General features: G+C 70.3%; 17 protein-coding genes. 7 read left to right on the forward strand and 10 right to left on the reverse strand.

The features are described from left to right. Positions 1-17: 17 nt before the first annotated feature. Positions 18-1,028, reverse strand: a complete 1,011-nt coding sequence (locus tag M2157_RS25800) for a zinc-binding dehydrogenase (RefSeq protein WP_280866323.1) — start codon at positions 1,026-1,028, stop codon at positions 18-20. Positions 1,029-1,084: 56 nt separating this feature from the next. Then, positions 1,085-2,245: an NAD(P)-binding protein gene (locus tag M2157_RS25805; RefSeq protein ID WP_280866324.1), complete on the reverse strand. Its 1,161-nt coding sequence runs from the start codon at positions 2,243-2,245 to the stop codon at positions 1,085-1,087. A 129-nt stretch (positions 2,246-2,374) separates the two neighbouring features. On the opposite strand from M2157_RS25805, the gene M2157_RS25810 reads away from it, so the two are divergent. Beyond that, positions 2,375-3,088 carry a pentapeptide repeat-containing protein gene (locus M2157_RS25810; protein WP_280866325.1) on the forward strand — a complete coding sequence of 238 codons (714 nt, stop codon included), beginning with the start codon at positions 2,375-2,377 and terminating at the stop codon, positions 3,086-3,088. A gap of 273 nt (positions 3,089-3,361) precedes the next feature. Further along, on the forward strand, positions 3,362-4,591 hold the full coding sequence (locus M2157_RS25815; RefSeq protein WP_280866326.1) for a transposase: 1,230 nt from the start codon (positions 3,362-3,364) through the stop codon (positions 4,589-4,591). 35 nt (positions 4,592-4,626) lie between these two features. On the opposite strand, the gene M2157_RS25820 is transcribed toward M2157_RS25815, so the two are convergent. Continuing rightward, positions 4,627-5,127: a hypothetical protein gene (locus M2157_RS25820; protein WP_280858479.1), complete on the reverse strand. Its 501-nt coding sequence runs from the start codon at positions 5,125-5,127 to the stop codon at positions 4,627-4,629. Positions 5,128-5,167: 40 nt separating this feature from the next. Here M2157_RS25820 and M2157_RS25825 point away from each other — a divergent pair, with 40 nt between their 5' ends. Further along, a complete protein-coding gene (locus M2157_RS25825) occupies positions 5,168-6,574 on the forward strand; it encodes a M1 family metallopeptidase (RefSeq protein WP_280866327.1) in 1,407 nt (468 codons plus the stop codon). On the opposite strand, the gene M2157_RS25830 is transcribed toward M2157_RS25825, so the two are convergent. The 4 genes from M2157_RS25830 to M2157_RS25845 form a co-directional block, all read right to left on the reverse strand. Continuing rightward, positions 6,571-7,116 carry a GNAT family N-acetyltransferase gene (locus M2157_RS25830; protein WP_280866328.1) on the reverse strand — a complete coding sequence of 182 codons (546 nt, stop codon included), beginning with the start codon at positions 7,114-7,116 and terminating at the stop codon, positions 6,571-6,573. The two genes, M2157_RS25825 and M2157_RS25830, sit on opposite strands and share 4 nt — an antisense overlap. Before the next feature lie 21 nt (positions 7,117-7,137). After that, positions 7,138-7,752: a Uma2 family endonuclease gene (locus tag M2157_RS25835; protein WP_280866329.1), complete on the reverse strand. Its 615-nt coding sequence runs from the start codon at positions 7,750-7,752 to the stop codon at positions 7,138-7,140. Positions 7,753-7,801: 49 nt separating this feature from the next. Continuing rightward, on the reverse strand, positions 7,802-8,650 hold the full coding sequence (locus M2157_RS25840) for a helix-turn-helix domain-containing protein (RefSeq protein ID WP_280866330.1): 849 nt from the start codon (positions 8,648-8,650) through the stop codon (positions 7,802-7,804). Between the two features lie 202 nt (positions 8,651-8,852). Continuing rightward, a complete protein-coding gene (locus M2157_RS25845; protein ID WP_280868269.1) occupies positions 8,853-9,236 on the reverse strand; it encodes an ATP-binding protein in 384 nt (127 codons plus the stop codon). On the opposite strand from M2157_RS25845, the gene M2157_RS25850 reads away from it, so the two are divergent. Beyond that, complete coding sequence (locus M2157_RS25850) at positions 9,192-9,431, forward strand: DUF397 domain-containing protein (RefSeq protein ID WP_348541804.1); 240 nt, start codon at positions 9,192-9,194, stop codon at positions 9,429-9,431. The genes M2157_RS25845 and M2157_RS25850 overlap by 45 nt on opposite strands. Before the next feature lie 60 nt (positions 9,432-9,491). Here M2157_RS25850 and M2157_RS25855 read toward each other — a convergent pair whose 3' ends face one another. Further along, positions 9,492-10,067, reverse strand: a complete 576-nt coding sequence (locus M2157_RS25855) for a TerD family protein (protein WP_005486352.1) — start codon at positions 10,065-10,067, stop codon at positions 9,492-9,494. A 174-nt stretch (positions 10,068-10,241) separates the two neighbouring features. Here M2157_RS25855 and arfB point away from each other — a divergent pair, with 174 nt between their 5' ends. Further along, complete coding sequence (gene arfB, locus M2157_RS25860) at positions 10,242-10,679, forward strand: alternative ribosome rescue aminoacyl-tRNA hydrolase ArfB (protein ID WP_280858470.1); 438 nt, start codon at positions 10,242-10,244, stop codon at positions 10,677-10,679. A gap of 102 nt (positions 10,680-10,781) precedes the next feature. Beyond that, positions 10,782-11,624, forward strand: a complete 843-nt coding sequence (locus M2157_RS25865) for a sigma-70 family RNA polymerase sigma factor (protein ID WP_280866332.1) — start codon at positions 10,782-10,784, stop codon at positions 11,622-11,624. Here the strand turns inward: M2157_RS25865 and M2157_RS25870 are convergent. Together M2157_RS25870 and M2157_RS25875 are read right to left on the reverse strand one after the other, a co-directional pair. Beyond that, positions 11,621-12,091, reverse strand: a complete 471-nt coding sequence (locus M2157_RS25870; RefSeq protein ID WP_280858468.1) for a GNAT family N-acetyltransferase — start codon at positions 12,089-12,091, stop codon at positions 11,621-11,623. The two genes, M2157_RS25865 and M2157_RS25870, sit on opposite strands and share 4 nt — an antisense overlap. A 42-nt stretch (positions 12,092-12,133) precedes the next feature. Continuing rightward, on the reverse strand, positions 12,134-12,709 hold the full coding sequence (locus tag M2157_RS25875; protein ID WP_280858467.1) for a flavin reductase family protein: 576 nt from the start codon (positions 12,707-12,709) through the stop codon (positions 12,134-12,136). A gap of 339 nt (positions 12,710-13,048) precedes the next feature. Between M2157_RS25875 and cdgB the strand changes: the two genes are divergently transcribed. Then, positions 13,049-14,707, forward strand: a complete 1,659-nt coding sequence (gene cdgB / locus M2157_RS25880) for a diguanylate cyclase CdgB (RefSeq protein ID WP_280866333.1) — start codon at positions 13,049-13,051, stop codon at positions 14,705-14,707. Positions 14,708-14,766: the final 59 nt, after the last annotated feature.

The following is a 14,766-nucleotide window of genomic DNA, read 5'->3' on the forward strand; positions in this document are numbered from 1 at the left end:
TTCTTGAGGCGGGGGGCTCATGGCTCGAGGACCACCTTTCCGGTCGTTCCGCGGGTCTCCAGGGCTCGGTGTGCGGCGGCCGCCTCGGCGAGCGGGAAGCGCTGTACGGCGGGGGTGAGACGGCCCGCGGCGGCTTCGGCGAGGGCGCGGAGTTCGAGGGTGCGGATGGGGTTGGGTCCGCCGGCCTTCTGCGCCATGACGGGCCCGAGGACCTGCTCGGAGACACCTTCGACGAGGTAGGGCTGTCCGTCGTGGATCCCCTCGCCGGACCAGCCGAAGACGATGTGCCGGCCCTGGGGGCCGAGAAGGGCGACGCATTCGCGGGCGATCTCTCCGCCCACGCCGTCGAAGACCACGGTGGCGGGCCGGCCGCCGAGGAAGGCGCGGACCTTCCCGGGCCACGCGGAGTCCTTGTAGTCGACGGCGAGGTCTGCGCCGTTGGCATGCACCTGTGCCGTTTTCGACGGTCCGCCCGCGAGGCCGACGACACTCGCTCCGGCGTTCTTCGCGTACTGCACGAGCAGTGTGCCGATGCCTCCGGCGGCCGCCGGGATCACGGCCACCGAGTCCGGGCCGAGGTCGGCGAACTGCAGGATTCCCATCGCCGTGCGGCCCGTGCCGATCATGGCTACGGCCTGGGCGAAGTCGAGGTTTTCGGGGATCTCGTGGACGCGGTCGACCTCGGTGACGGCGAGTTCGGCGTACCCTCCCCCAGTGCTTGAAGAGCCTGGGGGGACCCCCAGTGCGAAGCCGAGGTGGGCGGTCACGCGCTTGCCGAGCCACAGCTCGGCGACGCCGTCACCGAGGGACTCGACGACTCCGGCGACCTCCCGGCCGGGGATGGTGGGCAGCGTGGCCGGACGGGGCAGCGGTCCCTGCTGCCCCTCGCGCAGGGCGGTGTCCAGGAGGTGGATACCGGCCGCCCGTACGGCGATACGGACCTGGCCGGGGGCCGGCGCCGGGTCGTCGGTCTGCTCGTAGGTGAGGTTCTCGGCGGGGCCGAAGGTGTGCAGGCGGATGGCGTGCATGGAGGGACTCCCTCTGTAGGCAGGGGCTCTGTCGGCAGGACACCCACCCTCCGACCTCAAGCATGCTTGAGGTCAAGGGCGTTCCGGCCGAGTGCCAGCGACACGGCGGTGAGCGCGCTGTTGAAGGAGACCTCCGAGAGCACCCCGGGCGCCGCGACCTGGTCGCCCGCGAGATAGACGCCGTCGCCCCGGTCGACGGCCGGCCGGTCGCGCCAGTTCGTGCCGGGCAGGTCGACGGCTCCCGTACGGCCGTTCGCGACGGACTCGCGCCGCCAGGTGACGCGTTCGCGCCAGCCGTCGAAGGCGAGATCGAGGAGCTGCTCCGCGCGCGCGACCCCGTCCGCCCTGGTCTCGTGCGGGGCGATCGGGATCTGCCCCTGGAGGAGCTGCTCGCCCGCGGGTGCCAGGGTGCGGTCCTGGGCGGTGAACCGTTCGATCCAGCCGGGGGAGTCGAGGTCGGAGACGGCGAAGGCGTCACCCCGCCGGGTGCGCAGGGCGAGGTCGAGGAGTGTCGTACGGCCGCTCGGCCAGGTCAGCGAGTCGTCGCCGAGGAGCCGGCGGGCCGCGTCGAGGGAGGTGGCGACGACGACCGGGGTGTCGGTGGGCAGCGTGTCGACGCGGGACAGGGTCTCCATCCGGACGCCCAGGTTCCAGGCGCGGGCGGCCATCCGGTCGACGACGCCGGCCCAGCCGCCGCGCGGGTAGTGCGCCTCGGGCGGCAGCTTGGTGGCACGCCGCAGCCGTTCCTGCACGAACGCGGCGGACAGGGCGCCCGGGTCGTGATGGAACAGGGCGACGGCGGAGTAGTGGGCGGCGGCGCGGGCGCCCTCCTCACCGGCCTGCTCGGTGGCCCAGGACAGGAAGTCCACGTCGACCGGTGCCTGTTGGGCACTGCGGCGCAGCAGCTTGAGCATCGCGAAGGGAGGGGTGCGGCGCAGTACGCCCTTGTGCCTCAGCCGCAGCCGGGCCGCCTCCAGAGGGGGGAGCGGTGCGAGCGGTCCGATGAGGTCGCGCTGCTGGAGCCAGGACCAGTGCGGGCCGCCCTTGTAGAGAGCGTGCGGACCGTCGTTCGTGCGGTACGGCCCTTCGGCGGTCCGGGCCCGGCCGCCGAGCGTGTGATGGGCCTCGTGCACGGTGACCTTGGCGCCCGCCTCGGCGGCGGAGATCGCCGCGGTCAGCCCGGCGAGGCCGCCGCCGATGACGGTGATGCGGTGCATGGCTGGGGTCTCCCTCTGCTCGGGGGTGGGTCCGTCGTCGGTATGACTGATTGAGGGCACCGGAATGTGACATGGGGGCTGTCTGTGCAGGTCAGGGGGATTGTCAGTGGTGGGGTGCAGGATGGGGGCATGGCGAGGAGAGCGACAGCTGGGGCGAGCGGGTCCGGTGGTGCCGGTGGTGCGGGCGGCTCGCGGGTGAAGGGGGCGCGGCGGCCGGAAGTGCGGCTGCCACCGCTGGAGCCGCACGGGGGAGGGGAACTGGAGCCGGACGGGGATTACGACGGGCTGGAGTTCCTGGAGGTGGACTTCGCGGGGCAGGACGGGGCGGGGGCCCGTTTCATGGACTGTGCGCTGAAAAGCTGTGCGCTGGACGAGACCCATCTCCACCACGCCCGCTTCCTCGACTCCGTCCTCACCGGCATACGCGGCGTGGGCACCGACCTGGCGGAGTCGACCCTGCGCGACGTCGAGCTGATCGACGCCCGCCTGGGCGGAGTGCAGCTGCACGGCGCGGCCCTGGAGCGCGTCGTGATCCGTGGCGGCAAGATCGACTATCTGAACCTGCGTACGGCCGTCCTCAAGGACGTCGTCTTCGAGAGCTGTGTCCTGGTGGAACCGGACTTCGGCGGCGCGCGGCTGGAGCGCGTGGAGTTCGTGGACTGCACACTCAAGGGCGCGGACCTCACGGCGGCGACCCTCAAGGACGTGGACCTGCGCGGCGCCGCGGTCCTGGAGATCGCCCGCGGGATCGACCGGCTGGCCGGAGCGGTGATCAGCCCGTCACAACTGCTGGATTTGGCACCGGTGTTGGCGGCGGAGGTGGGGATCCGGGTGGAGGGGTGACGCGGGGCGCGGGAAGGCCCGCACGCTCTCTTCCGAACTGCCGGGGGTGAGGCCGAGTTTTGGGTGCGGGTGCGGGTGCGGGCGTCGGGTTGGCCCGCGGTGCGCGGTCGCAGTGGCCGACGTGGGCCGCACCCGCCCTCTCCCTGTGAACAGGTGTGCCTGTGTTCGCCGATAGGGGTGATCGTGGCGGGAGGGCGGTGGGGTGTGCGGATCTCGTACGTATGGTCGTCCGGCGGGGCTGGGGTGGTCGGAACGTAGGGCGGGGGTGAGGGCGTGGCGAAAGCAGCAGGCGCCGACGGTGCGGGGCGCGTCCGGTACACCTTCCGACTGCGTGTGTCGTCCACTGCCCGCACCGCGCTGATGGCGGAGTGGGACCGGTGCCGGTGGATCTGGAACGAGTGCTGCGCGAAGTCGAAGCAGACGCACCTTGGGAACAAGAACCGGCCTGAAGGTGTGGACCAGCAGACCTGCGGTCCAGCTCAGCTGGACAAAATGCTGACCGAAGCCCGGAAGACGAACGGGTGGCTGCGCGAGGGCTCCAGCGTTCCGCAGCAGCAGTCGATCCGCGACTTCGGCACGTCCAAGGCCAAGGCGCAGAATGACATCAGGCAACGGCTGCCCGTGCATCGCCGGGCGGGGATGCCGAAGTGGAAGAAGAAGCGCGAGGCGCCGCCGACGCTGAACTACACCCGGAGCGGCTTCCGCTTGAAGGACGGTCTCCTGTGCCTGGCGGGCGGCATCGTGGTGACGGTGGTGTGGTCGCGAGACCTTCCGGCCGACCCGTCATCGGTGCGCGTCTATCGGGACAGCCTTGGACACTGGTATGCCAGCTTCGTCGTCCCCGCCCAGGTTCAGCCGCTCCCGGCCACCGGCCGTGTGATCGGCATCGACTGGGGTGTGAAGGAGACCGCGACCACCACCAGCGACACCCATGACCTCCCGCACGCCCAGCACGGGCTGAAGGCCGAGGAGAAGCTGACCCGGTACGACCGCATGATGGCTCGCCGCAGACCGAAGAAAGGGAAGAGCGGGTCGAAGGGCTACCGCACTGCCAAGAAACTCCGGGCCAAGGCGCACAAGAAGGTCGCCCGGCAACGCCAGGACACGGCCCGCAAGTGGGCCAAGTCCGTCGTCCGCGGCCACGATGCCCTGGCCGTTGAGGACTTCAGACCGAAGTTCCTCGCCAAGACCACCATGGCCAAGAAGGCCGCCGACGCCGCCATCGGCGCCACCAAACAAGCCCTGATCGAGATGGGCCGCAAGCACGGCAGGATCGTGCACCTGGTCCACCCCGCGCACACCACGATGGACTGCGCACAGTGCGGAGCGAGAGCCAAGCACGCATTGCCGCTGGGAGAGCGCACCTACAACTGCACCGCATGCGGAACCGTGTCTCCCAGGGACAAGAACTCCGCACATGTGATGCTCGTCCGGGCTGGTCTCAACCCGGCTGGTGTGGAGGGCATAAGACCACATGGGGCGCCGTCCCAGGTGGCTGCCTGAGCCAGGAATCCCCTTCACTTCATGGAGGGGAGGATTCAATTCACCCTCGGGAATCGTGCCTGGAGCGTCCAGATCGCCGGGTTCTCGCCCAGGTCGTCGTGGAGGTCGATCAGGTCGGCGATGAGGTCGTGCAGGAAGTCGCGGGCCTCGCGGCGCAGGTCCGCGTGGGAGAAGGTGAGCGGGGGCTCCTCCACCGGCATCCAGTCGGCCTCGATGTCCACCCAGCCGAAGCGGCGCTCGAAGAGCATGCGGTCGGTGGACTCGGTGAAGTCGAGTTCCGCGTGCTGGGGACGGGAGGCGCGGGAGCCCGCAGGGTCGCGGTCGAGGCGTTCCGCGATGTCGCACAGCGCCCACGCGAAGTCGAGCACCGGCACCCATCCCCAGGCTGTGGACAGTTCCCGGTCCTCCTTGGTGTCCGCGAGATAGACGTCTCCGCAGAACAGGTCGTGCCGCAGCGCGTGGACGTCCGCGCGGCGGTAGTCGGTCTGCGGCGGGTCCGGGAAGCGGTTGGAGAGGGCGTAGCCGATGTCGAGCACGTACGAGATGGTGTCACGCGGTCTCTCATAGGATCACCGCGTGTCCCGATCCGCGCTGCTCGTCCCCACCGCCCTGCTCTCCACCGCCCTGCTCCTCGCGAGCGCCCTCACCGCGTGCGGCGGCGGAGTGCACGGCACCCCCGGCGGCTCCGGCCTGCGCGACCCGTACTTCCCGAAGGCCGGCAACGGCGGGTACGACGTCACCCACTACGACCTCGCCCTCGCCTACGACCCGGACACCGACAGGCTCTCCGGCACCGCGACCCTCACCGCCCGCGCCACCCAGGACCTCTCCGCCTTCGACCTCGACCTCGAAGGGCTGGACGTCAAGAAGGTCACCGTCGGCGGCGACAAGGCCCGCTGGAACCGCACCGGCCAGGAGCTGACCGTGCGCCCGCACGACGACCTCGACGAGGGCAGCGCCTTCCGCGTGACCGTCGCCTACTCCGGCACCCCGAAGACGATCACCGACCCGGACGGCTCCGAGGAGGGCTGGCTGCCCACCGAGGACGGCGCGGTGGCCCTCGGCGAACCGACCGGCTCGATGGCCTGGTTCCCCGGCAACCACCACCCCTCCGACAAGGCGTCCTACGACCTCACGATCACCGTGCCCGAGGGCCTCCAGGCCGTCTCCAACGGCGAGTTGACGGCCAGCAGGACCAGCGGCGGCCGTACGACCACCACCTGGCACACCGCCGAACCCATGGCGAGCTACCTCGCCACCCTCGCGATCGGCGACTACGACATCCACCGCACCACCACCCCCGACGGCCTGCCCGTCTACACCGCCGTCGACCCGGCGGAGGCCGACGCGAGCCGGAAGGTGCTGGCGCAGATCCCGGCCGTCATCGCCTGGTCCGAGGACACCTTCGGCCCGTACCCCTTCTCCTCCAGCGGCGCGATCGTGGACCGCGAGGGCGACGCCGGCTACGCCCTGGAGACCCAGAACCGCCCCTTCTTCCCCGGCGCCCCCGACACCGAGACCCTCGTCCACGAACTCGCCCACCAGTGGTACGGCGACTCGGTCACCCCGAGGACCTGGCGGGACATGTGGCTCAACGAGGGCTTCGCGACCTACGCCGAGTGGCTGTGGGCCGAGGACCACGGCGGCGACAGCGCACAGAAGACCTTCGACGAGCTGTACACGCACGGCGACGACGTCTACGACGACCTCTGGTCCTTCCCGCCCGGGAAACCGTCGAGCGCCGCGCACCTCTCCGACAGCCCCGTCTACCAGCGCGGCGCGATGGTCCTCCACAAGATCCGCCAGCGGCTCGGCGACACGGCCTTCCGCGCCCTCCTGCGCGACTGGCCCACCACCCACCGCCTCGGCAACGCGGACACCGACGACTTCACGTCGTACGTCGAGGACCTCGCCCCCGACGAGGACTTCGGACCGATCTGGGAGGAGTGGCTGTACGGGGACGGCAAGCCGGAAGACGCCTAGTTGCCGCGGCTGTGGTCCTGTCGGCCCTCCGACAACGGCTTGCGCAACACCGAGCAGGGGCGCGCGTGTTGCAGGTCGGTGCGGTGGTCGATGACCTCGTAGCCGAGGGCGGTCCAGAAGGCGAGGGCGCGGTCGTTGCCGTCGAGGACGGCGAGGCGTACGGCGGTGCTGCCCTCGGTGCGGAAGCGGTCCTCGACGAGGGCGGCGAGCCGACGGCCGTAGCCCTGCCGGTGTACATCCGCGTCCACCATCAGCAGCCCGATCCACGGGTCCGGGTCGGCCGGGTCCGGGTGTCGGGCGAGCGTGATGGCCACCCCGACCAGTCGGCCCGCACTGCGCGCCAGCAGCACCTCCGCGTCCGGATGCGCGAGCTCCTCGGCCAGCGCCGCCGCCACCTGCTCCGGCCGGATGTCGTCCGGGTCCGGGAAGTCACCGCTGAGGGCCATGAAGTCACGGTTGGCCGCGTACAGGGCGGTGAGTTCGGTCAGGAGGGGCGCCGGGATGTCGTGGTCGGGGGTGAGGGGGAGGGGGGTGAGGAGCATGGCGGGCAGAGTAGTTGAGGCTTACGGCTGAGGCTGTGAGGTCTGGTCCTTGTAGCGGGGCAGGTCGTCCGTGGAGATCGTCCAGTCGCCGATGGTGACGTCCTCGCCGTAGACGAAGTCCTTGCGGGTGGCGTAACGGGGGCCGTCGGGGGTGGGGTGGATGTCGGTGAGGACGGCTCCGGTGCCGGTTCGGGGGTCGAAGATCGCGTAGATGGGGATGCCGATCAGGGGGTAGTCGCGGATCTTGCCCACCCAGTCGTTGTCGGGGTTGGAGCGGGAGACGACTTCGATGGCGGCGCGAATCGTATGAGGATCGAAGGTTCCTTGGGTCTCCATGTCGGCCTCGGCGATCACCATCACGTCGGGACGTCGCATGATGCCTTCGGACTGGCCTTCCACATCCGGCTCGCCTGTGTGCGCCACGATTTCTTCTGGCATCACCTTTTCCAGACGTTTCCTGAGGCGCAGCACCGTGAGTTCGTGCGGCCCAATGGGCGACATCATGTCGTGGACGATCCCTTCCAGGGTGATCTCGAACTTGCCCGGGATGGTGTCGTCCATGGACTGAACGAGATCTCGCATGGCCCGGTAGATGTGGGAGCCGCCGCGTTGCGCGTCATCCGGTGCGATGGTCATGGCGCTCGCTCCTCGTCTGTGCCCAGGGGCCAGGATCGTCACGTCCATGCTAGGCGGCCTCCGGAAGATCGCCTCGGCAGTCGCGGCAGCGGCCGGGTGCGGGTGCGCGGAAGGCGCGGTCGCAGCCGTCGCAGTTCCGGAACGGGTGCCGTACGTCCGGGGGTGGGGCCGGAGGCCGGCATGGGGGCGGAAGTGGCAGCTGAGCGGTGAGGCGGTGGGCCAGGAGGGCTGCCGGGCGGTGCAGGGGCTCTGTGGGGAGGTGGGCGGTCAGGGCGTCTCGTACGGCGGTGGGGGTGAGGTCCCGTTCCAGCCAGGCGGCGACCCCGGGGGCCAGGTGTTCCGTGTCCGTGGCCGACAGGAGCAGGCGGGGGTCGTGGCGGCGGAGGCCCGACAGGACGTCGGTGGCCTGCTGCAGGAGGGCGGGGGCGGGATAGCCCGGTTGCGGTACGGCCGGGAGGAGCCTCTTGCGGCGCGGTTGCCGTGGCTTCGGAGGCCCGGGGGCCTGGTCTTCGCCGGCCCGGCCGCGATGACCTGGCCGGTTGCAGGAGACCGTGCGGGTGACAATACGGCCGTCGGGGACGCGTTCGCGGGTGCGGCGGAGGTAGCCATGGGTCTCCAGGTCCCGCAGGGCCGCGGCGATACGGTCCCTGCCCTCGGGGAAGCGGACCGCGAGGGTCTTGATGTCCACGGGAGCGCCTGCGGGGAGGGACTGGAGGTAGAGGGCCAGCCCTCTGGCGACGAGCGAGAGGTCGGGGTGCTGGGCGAGGTGGTTGCCGATCACCGTGAAGCGTTCGGTGTGGCGGGCGTTGTCGTGGAGGAGACCACCCACGCGGGGGTGGTTTTTGCCCGTGGTGCGGGACTGGGCGCGTGGGGGCGCGCTAGGGTTTTGCGTGTCCATCGGGAAGCTGTTCTTCCTTGGTGGTCAGGCCCTCGCATCGGGATTGCCGTCCCGGCGAGGGCCGTTGCATGTCTGCGGTTGTGTTGCGCCGACTGTAGAGCAAGCAACCGGGCCGAAATCCAGCTGAGTTGGCGATGTTCACTCGGCCGAGTGAGTTGCGACTTCGCGGCGGGAGGAGGGGTGGGGCTTGGTGAGGTTTCTTTCAGCCCGGAGTTCTTTGGGAAAGGCCGCCCGCGCCACCGGAGTACGGGTTTTCGGGATGCGGTGAGAGGTCGATTTCCGCCCACACCGTCTTGCGCGGGCGGGGTCCCGGCGCCACGCCCCAACGGTCGGCGAGCGCGTCCACGAGCATGAGACCCCGGCCCGACTCGGCGTCCGACGTGGGGGGTTCGGTGCGTGGCAGACAGTCACCCCGGGTGTCCGTGACCTCGATGCGCAGAGTGTCGCCGACGACGTAGAGCGTCAGGCGGAAGTCGCGCCCCGGTACCCGGCCGTGCGTGACCGCATTCGCCGCCAGCTCCGCCACGATGTGCTCCGCCGGGTGCAACGGCATTCCCCACTCGCGGAGTTGCTCGACTGCCAGCAGCCTGGCCCCACCGGGGACGCCTCCGAGTTGGTGTGGTTCAAGAGCAGCTACAGCAGCGGCACGGACGGCAACTCCTGCGTCGAGATCGCGGTAGCACCCCGCACGGTCCACGTCCGCGACTCCAAGAACACCTCCACCGGCCCCCGCCTGGCCTTCACCCCGGCCAGCTGGACCGCGTTCGTGTCACAGGCGTAAAGACAAACACCGGAGCCCCCGGCCGACAAGACCAGGGGCTCCAGCTCAGCGCAGCGCGTGTCAGACGTTCACGCCGAAGTCCTGCGCGATGCCCACCAGGCCGGACGCGTAGCCCTGGCCCACCGCGCGGAACTTCCACTCCGCGCCGTTGCGGTACAGCTCGCCGAAGACCATCGCCGTCTCCGTGGCCGCGTCCTCGGAGAGGTCGTAGCGGGCGATCTCGGCGCCGCCGGCCTGGTTGACGATGCGGATGTAGGCGTTGCGGACCTGGCCGAAGTTCTGCGAGCGGTTCTCCGCGTCGTAGATCGAGACCGGGAAGACGATCTTGTCGACGTCGGCCGGGAGGCCGGCCAGGTTGACGTTGATCGCCTCGTCGTCGCCGGCGCCCTCGCCGGTGCGGTTGTCACCGGTGTGGACGATGGTCTGGTCCGGGGTCTGCTTGTTGTTGAAGAAGACGAAGTGACCGTCGGAGTAGACCTTGCCCTGCGGGTTGACCGCGATCGCGGAGGCGTCGAGGTCGAAGTCCGTGCCGGTGGTGGTGCGGACGTCCCAGCCGAGGCCCACGGTGACGGCGGTCAGGCCCGGAGCCTCCTTGGTGAGCGAGACGTTGCCACCCTTGGACAGGCTTACAGCCATGGTTTGGGAGTCCTTCCCTCGTTTATGTACGGCAAGTACGGGCTTGAAGTTACAGCTACCCGTATGAACGCCGCGAGGTGCGTCGAAGGTTCCCCGTGTCTTTACTTTCTTTACCAAACTGAGGGCGGCCGCCCGGCGATATTCGGGTGACGTGGACCGGACAGAGCCGGGAACATGGAGCCCATGTCCGGTCCCCACGTCATCCGCGGCTCCGTCTCGCTCCCCGAGGCCGAGCTCATGTGGCGTTTCTCGCGCTCCTCCGGCCCCGGTGGCCAGCACGTCAACACCAGTGACTCCCAGGTGGAACTGCGCTTCGACGTGGCCCGCACCGAGTCCCTGCCCGACGTGTGGAAGCAGCGGGCGCTGGACAGGCTGGCCGGGCGGCTCGTCGACGGCGTCGTCACCGTCCGCTCCTCCGAGCACCGCTCGCAGTGGCGCAACCGCGAGACCGCCGCCGTACGCCTCGCGGCGCTGCTCGCCGAGGCCACGGCGCCGCCGCCCAAGCCGCGGCGGCCGACGCGCATCCCGCGCGGGATCAATGAGCGGCGGTTGAGGGAGAAGAAGCAGCGCTCGGACACCAAGCGGGGGCGGCAGGGGCGGGACTGGGGGTGACCCCGGCCTTCCCACACATCATCAACCGACCTGCGCGTGTCACATCTGCTCCGTCCCGTCCGTCAACTCAACGACGGCGGACGACGACGAGAGCGGTGACCCATGGGCGACGACGACTTCCTGGCCGAACGTTTCGAGGCGCACCGGGGGCAGCTGCGGGCGGTGGCGCGGCGGATGCTCGGGTCGGGAGCCGAGGCCGAGGACGCGGTGCAGGAGACGTGGGTGCGGATGAGCCGGTCGGACACCACGCACGTCGACAACCTCGGTGGCTGGCTGACGACCGTCGTGGGCCGGGTCTGCCTCGACATGCTCCGCTCCCGCAGGTCCCGTGCCGAACAGCCCCTGGAGCCCGAGGCGCCGGTGCCGGCCACCGTCCCCGATCCCGAACAGGACGTCCTCCTCGCCGACTCGGTCGGCAGCGCCCTCTTCGTCGTCCTCGACACCCTCACCCCCGCCGAACGGCTCGCCTTCGTCCTCCACGACCTCTTCGCCGTCCCCTACGACGAGATCGCCGGCGTCATCGGCAAGTCCCCTGCGGCCACCCGCCAGCTCGCCAGCCGGGCCCGGCGTCGGGTGCGGGGGGCCCAGGCCACCGACACCGATCAGGCGCGCCGGCGTGAACTCGTCGACGCCTTCCTCGCCGCCGCGCGCGGCGGTGACTTCGAGGGGCTGCTGGAGGTCCTGGACCCGGATGTCGTGGTGCGCACGGAGGTCGGGGTGACGACGGGGGCCCTGGCCGTGGCCAAGGGGGCGACGAGCTACTCGCGGCACATCGTCGGCGTCGCGGTGCCCGTTCTCGTCGAGGGCCGCACCGGCATCGCGCTCCTGCGGGACGGCCGCGTGGAGCGGACGCTCGCGTTCACGTTCGTACACGACCGGATCGCTGTGATCGACATCACCACGGACCCGGTCCGGGCGGCCCGGTCGGAGATCACCTTCGTCTAGTCGAGGCTCAGCACCCCGACGGTCTCGCCGTCGCTCAGCTCCCCGGTCCGGCGGAAACCGAGCCGCAGATAGAACTCCGCCGGGCCGTCGGCGCCCTCGTGCCAGGTGACGTACAACTCCTTCGTGCCCCGGCGGCGCAGCTCCGCGGCGACGGACTCGACGGCGAAACGGCCGTAGCCCTGGCCCTGGGCGTCGGCCGCGATGTTCAGCCGCCACAGGCCGGAGCGGACGACGCTGCCGCCGTCGGCGCGCCAGTCGATGTCGAGGAAGGCCATCAGGAAGCCGACCGTGCGGTCACCGTCGACGATCAGACGGGGCCAGGCGACGCCCGCGGGATGCACGTAGGCCTCGGCGAGGGACTGCATGACCGGGGAGACCGCGAATTCCTGCTCGGGGCGGACGCGTATGCCGGTCGCCGTTTCGAAATTCCCGGGTGTGACCTCTTCGAGGCGGGGTGCGAATGTCATCCGGGGACCTTATGCCGGAGTATCGGCGCGCGGCCACGGAATTCATCCCAGCTGGCGGTACCTGCCCCGGAAATAGGTCAGCGGCCCGCCGTCCGCGCTCGGCACGTCGGCCGTCAGGACGCGGCCGATCACCAGGGTGTGGTCGCCGGCCTCCACACGCTGTTCGGTGCGGCACTCCAGGGTGGCGAGGGCGCCGCCCACCAGTGCGGCGCCGGTGACCTCGCCGCGGACGTAGGGGATGTCCTCGAACAGGAGGCGGTCGCTGATGCGGCCCTTCATGGCGAAGCGGCCGGCGATGTGGCGCTGGCTCTCGGAGAGGACGGAGACCGCCCAGTGGGGTTGCTCGTCGAGCAGGTCGTCCATGCGGGAGCCCGTACGCAGGCTGACCAGCACGAGAGGCGGATCCAGGGAGACCGACAGGAACGCCGTGGCCGTCATGCCGACGTCCTCGCCCCCCGGCCCCTCGGCGTCGAGCGGGGGCTCGAAGGCGGTCACCAGGACCACGCCCGCGGCCAGCCGGGACATGGCGGCGCGGAACTCGTCGTTGCTCACCCCCACAGCATGCCCGGAAGCGGGGGAAGGGATCATCGGGGCGGTGGCGGGGGGAGTGTTCGGCACGCCGGAAACGCTAATGTCCGGTCCGTGCGCTCGGCATCGGGCCTTCGTCGGAGGCCGGACCTAGGTCTACCGGCGGAGATGGGCACGGCGTCCACAAACGCCCAAAGTTTGCGTTCAGTAAACGCACAGGGAAAGCGCAGAAACCCCACTCAATTGTTCATCTTTCGCTGTGACTTGAGTCACAAGAGGCGGTATTTGTTGACCCTGTGTACCGAGTGGGCAGCGCGCTGTGATTCAGTGGCGGGGAAGTACCGACGAAGCCGCACCAACGAAGCCGCACTGAAGATACGCCGAAGAGAACCCTTGATTCGCTGCGAGGTCTCGGGGGGAGGGCGAGCAATGGAGAGCGAGTCGGAGCCGTACGTCCGTCTTGCGTCCCTGCGACAGCTGCACCAGGTCATGGCCGACATGAACACGGCCCGCAGCCTGGCCGACACACTGCAGACCGTCGCGAACGGCGTGGTCACCGCGCTCGGTTACGAACTGGCGTGCGTCAATCTCGTGCGTCCCGACGGCGACCTCGTGGTCGCCGCCTTCTCCGGGAACCAGGCCGCCGAGTCGCTGATCACCGGCCGGGTGGGCTCCCGTGAGTCCTGGGAGCGCCGGTTGAGCATGGGGGAGACCTGGGGCGACCTGGTCTTCATCCCGCACACCGAGGGCTGGATCCTCGACGACGACGACGTCCCGCAGTGGTACACCGACGGCCCCGCGCCCCGCTTCGAGGACGAGTGGCACCCCTCGGACCGGCTGTTCGCGCCGATGTACACGCCGGGCGTGCAGGGCGGCCAGTGCGGCGAGCTGATCGGCGTGCTCTCCGTGGACCGGCCGCGCAACGGCCGCAGGCCCGGGGCATGGGGACGCGAAGCGCTCCAGATGTACGCGTTCCAGGCCGCCATCGCGATCAGCAACGCGCGTCTGCGGTCGAACATGCAGCGCGCACTGGTCAGGCTCGAAAGGGAGCAGCAGGCCCTCAGGGCCAGTGAAGAGAGCTTTCGGCAGGCGTTCGAGTACGCCCCCTCCGGCATGGCCATCGCCGAGATGGGCGGCGACCAGCACGGCCGGATCCTGCGCACCAACGACGCCCTGTGCCGCCTCCTCGGCCGCCCCGCGTCCGCGATGCGCCGCTACTCCTTCTCCGACCTGGTCCACCCCGAGGACATAGGCACCCTGCTGCGGACCTCCGCGGAAGGCGGGCGCGCGGAGCTTCGCCTCGGGCGCCGGGACGGCACGTACCTCTGGGTGTCGCTGCGCAACTCGGTGGTCGCCGACGCCGCCGACGGGCCGCGCTTCCTGCTCACCCACGTCGAGGACATCGAGGAGCGCAAGCGCCGCGAGCTCCAGCTCGCCCACCGCGCCTCCCACGACTCCCTGACCGGTCTGCCGAACTCCGCCGAGCTGCGCTCGCGGCTGTCCTCCCGGCTCTGTCAGCAGCGCTCCACCCACACGGGCGCGCTGGAGTCGATCGACGCGGCCTTCGGCCACCCCGCCTTCGACACGAACGGCCACGGTTTCGACTTCCGGCCGGCCGGCGCGGAGGCGTTCGACACCTTCGACCACCATGTGCACACCGTCGCCCCCGAGGGGGAGCGCGACGACGGCACCAAGGGGCTCGCGGTGCTCTTCTGCGACCTCGACGGCTTCAAGTCGATCAACGACCGGTTCGGGCACAACGCGGGTGACGCGGTCCTCATCGAGGTCGCCCGGCGGCTGTCCCAGTGCGTGCGCGACGGCGACACCGTGGCCCGGCTCGGCGGCGACGAGTTCGTCATCCTCGCCGACGGGCTCGGCAAGGCCGACGCCGCCGACCTCGCCGTCCGTCTGCGCAGCGAGATCATCCAGCCGATCCGTGCCGAGGGACGGGCCGTCCGGGTCGGTGCCAGCTTCGGCATCGGCTGGGCGCACTGCGGCATGACGGCGGACGAAGTGTTGAAGTCCGCCGACGAACGGATGTACGTCGAGAAACGATCTCGTCCCAAACAACACAGACGCGCGGGATGATCCCCAGGTCAGCGAGCTGATGCGATCCGAGTCACCCGTTTGGGCCATCAGGAGCGGGT

It is taken from the genome of Streptomyces sp. SAI-127 (assembly GCF_029894425.1).
Lineage (GTDB): Bacteria > Actinomycetota > Actinomycetes > Streptomycetales > Streptomycetaceae > Streptomyces.

Coding starts and splice junctions, on each gene's coding strand:
- M2157_RS25865 (WP_280866332.1), top strand. CDS start 10,782: ATGGGCGACGACGACTTCCTGGCCGAACGTTTCGAGGCGCACCGGGGG.
- M2157_RS25855 (WP_005486352.1), bottom strand. CDS start 10,067: ATGGCTGTAAGCCTGTCCAAGGGTGGCAACGTCTCGCTCACCAAGGAG.
- cdgB (WP_280866333.1), top strand. CDS start 13,049: ATGGAGAGCGAGTCGGAGCCGTACGTCCGTCTTGCGTCCCTGCGACAG.
- M2157_RS25810 (WP_280866325.1), top strand. CDS start 2,375: ATGGCGAGGAGAGCGACAGCTGGGGCGAGCGGGTCCGGTGGTGCCGGT.
- M2157_RS25840 (WP_280866330.1), bottom strand. CDS start 8,650: ATGGACACGCAAAACCCTAGCGCGCCCCCACGCGCCCAGTCCCGCACC.
- M2157_RS25805 (WP_280866324.1), bottom strand. CDS start 2,245: ATGCACCGCATCACCGTCATCGGCGGCGGCCTCGCCGGGCTGACCGCG.
- arfB (WP_280858470.1), top strand. CDS start 10,242: ATGGAGCCCATGTCCGGTCCCCACGTCATCCGCGGCTCCGTCTCGCTC.
- M2157_RS25830 (WP_280866328.1), bottom strand. CDS start 7,116: ATGCTCCTCACCCCCCTCCCCCTCACCCCCGACCACGACATCCCGGCG.
- M2157_RS25800 (WP_280866323.1), bottom strand. CDS start 1,028: ATGCACGCCATCCGCCTGCACACCTTCGGCCCCGCCGAGAACCTCACC.
- M2157_RS25870 (WP_280858468.1), bottom strand. CDS start 12,091: ATGACATTCGCACCCCGCCTCGAAGAGGTCACACCCGGGAATTTCGAA.
- M2157_RS25835 (WP_280866329.1), bottom strand. CDS start 7,752: ATGACCATCGCACCGGATGACGCGCAACGCGGCGGCTCCCACATCTAC.